Annotated in this window: 6 protein-coding genes; 3 read left to right on the top strand and 3 right to left on the bottom strand. The window is 45.2% G+C overall.

Annotation, left to right across the window (positions count from 1 at the left end):
* Positions 1-60: 60 nt before the first annotated feature.
* The 3 genes from QUA74_RS29230 to QUA74_RS29240 all read right to left on the bottom strand — a co-directional run bounded on the left by QUA74_RS29230 (position 61) and on the right by QUA74_RS29240 (position 1640).
* A complete protein-coding gene (locus QUA74_RS29230) occupies positions 61-246 on the bottom strand; it encodes a hypothetical protein (protein ID WP_333336193.1) in 186 nt (61 codons plus the stop codon).
* 59 nt (positions 247-305) lie between these two features.
* A complete protein-coding gene (locus QUA74_RS29235; protein ID WP_333336196.1) occupies positions 306-860 on the bottom strand; it encodes a hypothetical protein in 555 nt (184 codons plus the stop codon).
* A 102-nt stretch (positions 861-962) separates the two neighbouring features.
* Positions 963-1640, bottom strand: a complete 678-nt coding sequence (locus QUA74_RS29240) for an ATP-dependent Zn protease (protein WP_333336199.1) — start codon at positions 1638-1640, stop codon at positions 963-965.
* A gap of 241 nt (positions 1641-1881) precedes the next feature.
* On the opposite strand from QUA74_RS29240, the gene rseP reads away from it, so the two are divergent.
* From rseP to nth, 3 genes are all read left to right on the top strand, one after another.
* Positions 1882-2982: an RIP metalloprotease RseP gene (gene rseP / locus QUA74_RS29245; RefSeq protein WP_333336201.1), complete on the top strand. Its 1101-nt coding sequence runs from the start codon at positions 1882-1884 to the stop codon at positions 2980-2982.
* Positions 2983-3184: 202 nt separating this feature from the next.
* The gene (locus tag QUA74_RS29250) at positions 3185-3922 is read left to right on the top strand and encodes a Uma2 family endonuclease (RefSeq protein ID WP_333336204.1); all 738 of its coding nucleotides are present in this window, start codon (positions 3185-3187) and stop codon (positions 3920-3922) included.
* Positions 3923-3957: 35 nt separating this feature from the next.
* On the top strand, positions 3958-4620 hold the full coding sequence (gene nth, locus QUA74_RS29255; protein WP_333200319.1) for an endonuclease III: 663 nt from the start codon (positions 3958-3960) through the stop codon (positions 4618-4620).
* Positions 4621-4863: the final 243 nt, after the last annotated feature.

A 4863-nucleotide genomic window follows, 5' to 3' on the forward strand; every position in this document is an offset into this window, starting at 1 on the left:
TTCTTGCACACTTCTCTCGCTCGCCCGCTCGAATAATCCAGGTCCGTCAGCTTTTGGCGCTTATTCAGCAAGTCCTAGATAGTCGGCTGCACAGAGATTAGTTGCTGCGTGGGGAGGATTTTTTGCACTGATTGCAATAATTTGCCCGTCAATTAATTCGACTCGTTCATCGGGATTGAGAATGCCAGTTTCGGTCATGAGGCGATATTCCTCTACAGTCCACAAGCGTAACTCTGTTACAGTCATGGCACAATTTCCTTGGGCGATATTATCTATTATCGATTCACATTCTAGTTTTTATTAAATTACTCGGTCAACAATCTAGATTTAGCTGTAATTGCTCCCACACACCACAAAATGGCATTGAGAATTTCCGAGCGCTGAATATCTTCTGCGTCTAAAAAACTTGCAAACTCTTCCTCAATATTCAAATGGTCTGCCAAATCATAAAGTATGCGCTTGTATTCAGTTGGCATCGGTATTAAAGTAGCTTTCACTAAATCGAAAAGCGCGTTCAAACAGTTGAGGATAGTAGCTGACTCGTCAAAATCTTCGGCATCGAGCAAGTACAGCGTTTCTGCAATGTCGCAAATAGCGTCTATTTGTGTGGGTGGCTTTCCCAGTTCGCTGACATCGATATTGCACAATTGGAGAGCGTTAATCGCTAGTTCTGGACGGGTAAAAAATACAAGTTGACCCCCGGCTACTAAGGGCGGCTCTTGTTCTCCATAGACAATGAGAGTATATAGATTTGGTATTTCGGTGCCGGGGTCGATCCGAAAACCGAACAGCCACAACAATTTTTCTGTATTTGGGTTCGCTGTTTGCAGTGTTGTTGGAAAAAATTTTGGTTCTGACATGAATTTTTGATATCTAAAATACGGTGTTAAACTCTGTTTTTACGCAAAAAAAATATCGATAGAAACCGGGTTAACAAGGCAAGAGTGCGTAATCTTTTTTTCCTATAAACTCTGCTGGATTATGTCGCAGCACTCAGCGACAGTTGCTCTTTTTTCCATTGCTGCTACTAGGGCTTCGTAAGCTGATTTGTGGCTTTCTATCAGGTTTTTTGCTCGCAGCAAACCCCAGTTTTGTTTGAGTTGAATTTCGGAACTGGGACGGCGCAGTTGTGTTAAAATTGCACTAATTTTTGTGCGGTCTTCTGCTCCTCCTTGTGCACTGCCGTAAACAAATTTTTCGGCGACTATTCCGGCCATCCACACTGTGCAGTATTGGTCTAAAAGTTGGGCGGAAAGAGTGCCGTTTTGCAGTTGAGATGCTAATTGTTCGTCTTCAAAGCGGACGCCGCCTTGGGCTGTTTGACCTTGTTTAAATGCTTCCCAAGCGTTGAGGGCGTAGCTGGTTACGGGAATTCCCAACAGGTACGCGACTAGGAAGTGTCCGGCTTCGTGGTGAAGGATACGATCGCGCTTTTGTTTGGAAGTTCCCCCCAGCCAATCTAATAAAATAGTACCGCCTTGACCTTGCCACTGGAAACTGTCAAGGGTGGCTAGCCCCAACAGGCAAAAAGTGGCGATCGCAGGTACGGCTTCTGGCAAGTTGAATAGGGGCCCCAACAATATTGAAACGGTGATGGCAAAGATAGAAATAGCAATAATATTCAAAGAAGTGTCTTTCATAATGGGGAATGGGTAACTGGGAATTGGTAATGAGTAATTTGTAATAGGGAATTGGTTTTAGAGGTAAACTCAGGTACGATCGCGCGATCGGTTTGGCAGCGTCGGGTCGATCGCAGCAGCCGGGACTTCCGACAAAAACACCACCTTCCAGTTTGACTGAAAATTGCCCCTCCGAAGCCACCGATATTAAAAAGATATTAAAATAAATCAAAGTCCAGTAAAAGTGTTAGTGGAATCCTTCATGTCAGTTTTGGCAGCGATCGCAGTTTTAGGTATCTTGATTGTCGTTCACGAACTCGGCCACTTCTTGGCGGCGAGACTTCAACACATCCACGTCAACCGCTTCTCTATCGGTTTCGGGCCCGTCCTCTGGAAGTACCAAGGCCCGGAAACTGAATATGCCCTCCGCGCCTTTCCCCTGGGAGGTTTCGTGGGTTTCCCGGACGACGATCCAGACAGTACAATTCCCCCAAATGACCCGAATTTGCTCAAAAATCGCCCCGTGCTCGATCGGGCGATCGTCATTAGCGCAGGGGTAATTGCCAACTTAATTTTTGCTTACTTCCTGTTGGTGGTGCAATTGGGTACTGTCGGCGCGGCAGAAATGAACTACCTACCGGGAGTTAAAGTCCCGGAAGTCGCCGCAGAAGTCAGTTCGGCCGCGAAACAAGCGGGAATTCGATCGGGCGACGTTGTTCTGTCTGTTGACGGCAAGGAATTGGGCGCTTCCCGCGAAGCAGTCAAATTATTGGTCACAGCCATCCAAGATCATCCCAACCAACCCCTAGCGTTGGAAATTCAGCGCCAAGAACAAAAATTTGTGGTGACAGTAACTCCTGAAGAGTCGCCCGACGGCAAAGGTCGCATTGGCGTGCAGCTAACTTCTAACGGCACTGTGGTGCGGCAGAGGGCCGGATTTGTAGAGGCGTTTAGCAAGGCCGCCAAAGAATTTGAGCGGATTGTGGTGCTGACGGTTCAAGGTTTCGGGCAGTTACTTAGCAATTTCAGCCAGACTGCCGACAAGTTGTCCGGGCCTGTGGCGATTGTGGCGATTGGTGCAGGGATTGCCAAATCGGATGCTGCGAGTTTGTTTCAGTATGCTGTGCTAATTAGCGTCAATTTGGCTGTGATTAATATCTTGCCTTTACCTGCTTTGGACGGCGGTCAGCTAGCTTTTCTGTTGATAGAAGGACTGCGGGGCAAGCCTCTGCCGAACCGCATTCAGGAAAATGTCATGCAGACTGGTTTGGTGTTGTTGCTGGGTTTGGGAATTTTCTTGATTATTCGGGATACAGCTAATTTGGCTGGGTTCGATTTGATGGGCAATCTTCGGCAACAATAGTCAGTAGTCAGTAGTCAGTAGTCAGTAGTCAGTAGTTGGTTGTTATTGGTTATTGATTATTGATTATTGATTATTTGTTATTTGTTGGTGGCCACTAATAACCTATAAGATGAGTCAACAGTTAAAAATTAACAGTCATTAGTCATTACAGCAATTTTGACTCATGACTAATATTCGCTCATTAAATTTGGTAAAAAAAGCAATGATTACACAACTGCAATCTCCCGAAAAATCAAAAATAGTCTACCCAGATGACAACGGAGAACCCATGTCAGATAATACCGAACAGTTTCGATTAATCGTCTGGATTAAAGAAAATTTAGAACTTTTATTTGCGAGTGTTGCTGATGTTTTTGTGGCGGGTAACTTACTGTGGTATCCAGTAGAAGGAAATAATAAACTTGCTCAAGCACCAGATGTGCTGGTAGCCTTTGGCAGACCGAAAAGATATCGAGGTTCATACCAACAGTGGAACGAAGATAACATTCCGCCGCAAGTCGTGTTTGAAATTTTGTCCCCTGGCAACCGTCTAACTCCGATGATTCAAAAATTCAAATTTTACGAACGCTACGGCGTGGAAGAATATTACTTGTACAACCCTGAACAAGTGGATTTAACTATATGGCAGCGTCGAGACCAAGAATTAGAAGCTGTAGAATCGGCGGATGGTTGGGTAAGTCCCAGACTAGGAGTGCGGTTTCAACTATCAGAAACCGCACTACAAATATTCGGACCTAACGGAGCGCCATTTGTAAGTTTTGTGGAACTCGCTCAACTGCGACAGCAAGCAGAATTAAGAGCTGAACAAGAACAGCAAAGGGCCGAACAAGAACGCCAAAGAGCCGAACAAGCAGAAACTTTGCTGGAACAAGAACGATCGCGATCGGAAGCTTTAGAAGCTCGACTCCGCGAAATGGGAATCGACCCCAATCTTTTGTAAATGACTGATAACTAATGACTAATGACTAATGACTAATGACTAAAAAGTTAAGTTTAAAACAACGATCGCTCGAAATTCTGATTCGCCTCAAACGCCTCTATCCAGAAGCTCCTTGCACTCTCAACTACGAAACTCCCGTGCAGTTGCTGGTGGCGACGATTCTCTCGGCTCAGTGTACGGACGATCGAGTAAATCTGGTAACGCCGGCTTTGTTTGAGCGTTTTCCCGATGCGGTTGCTTTGGCAAATGCGGATTTAGAAGAACTAGAAAGTCTCGTGCGATCGACTGGTTTCTACCGCAATAAGTCTAAAAATATTAAAGGTGCTTGTCAGGCGATCGTCAATAAATTTAACAATCAAGTGCCGCAGCGGATGGAACTGCTGCTAGAATTGCCCGGAGTTGCCCGCAAAACGGCTAATGTCGTTCTCGCCCACGCTTTTGGTATTAATATGGGCGTGACGGTAGACACTCACGTCAAACGTTTGACTCAACGGTTAGGATTGACCGAACATACCGATCCTATAAGGATCGAGCGGGATTTGATGATATTGTTGCCACAGCCGGATTGGGAAAATTGGTCGATTCGGTTGGTTTATCACGGCAGGGCAGTTTGTAATGCGAGAAATCCGGCTTGCAATATTTGCGAACTTGCAGATTTGTGTCCTTCTGCTAATAGTTTGGTGTTGCACCAAGGTTAAGTACAGACAAGATGCCTGTACCACAAAAATCTTTAGTTATTGCAGATTTGTACCCTTTTGTTAATAGTTAGGTGTTACACCAATGTTAAGTACAGGCATGATGCCTGTACCACAAAAATGTTGAGTTATTGTGGAACAGGCATCTTGCCTGTTGCTAAAAATCTTGTTGACCAAAAAAACGGGATTCAAGCCCCGTCCTTCTAGGACGGCTTTTCTTGATTTCTAATATATTCCTTCAAAACT

Origin of the sequence: Microcoleus sp. LAD1_D3, assembly GCF_036702135.1 — a bacterium.
Lineage (GTDB): Bacteria > Cyanobacteriota > Cyanobacteriia > Cyanobacteriales > Microcoleaceae > Microcoleus.

Coding starts and splice junctions, on each gene's coding strand:
- QUA74_RS29240 (WP_333336199.1), bottom strand. CDS start 1,640: ATGAAAGACACTTCTTTGAATATTATTGCTATTTCTATCTTTGCCATC.
- QUA74_RS29250 (WP_333336204.1), top strand. CDS start 3,185: ATGATTACACAACTGCAATCTCCCGAAAAATCAAAAATAGTCTACCCA.
- rseP (WP_333336201.1), top strand. CDS start 1,882: ATGTCAGTTTTGGCAGCGATCGCAGTTTTAGGTATCTTGATTGTCGTT.
- nth (WP_333200319.1), top strand. CDS start 3,958: ATGACTAAAAAGTTAAGTTTAAAACAACGATCGCTCGAAATTCTGATT.
- QUA74_RS29235 (WP_333336196.1), bottom strand. CDS start 860: ATGTCAGAACCAAAATTTTTTCCAACAACACTGCAAACAGCGAACCCA.
- QUA74_RS29230 (WP_333336193.1), bottom strand. CDS start 246: ATGACTGTAACAGAGTTACGCTTGTGGACTGTAGAGGAATATCGCCTC.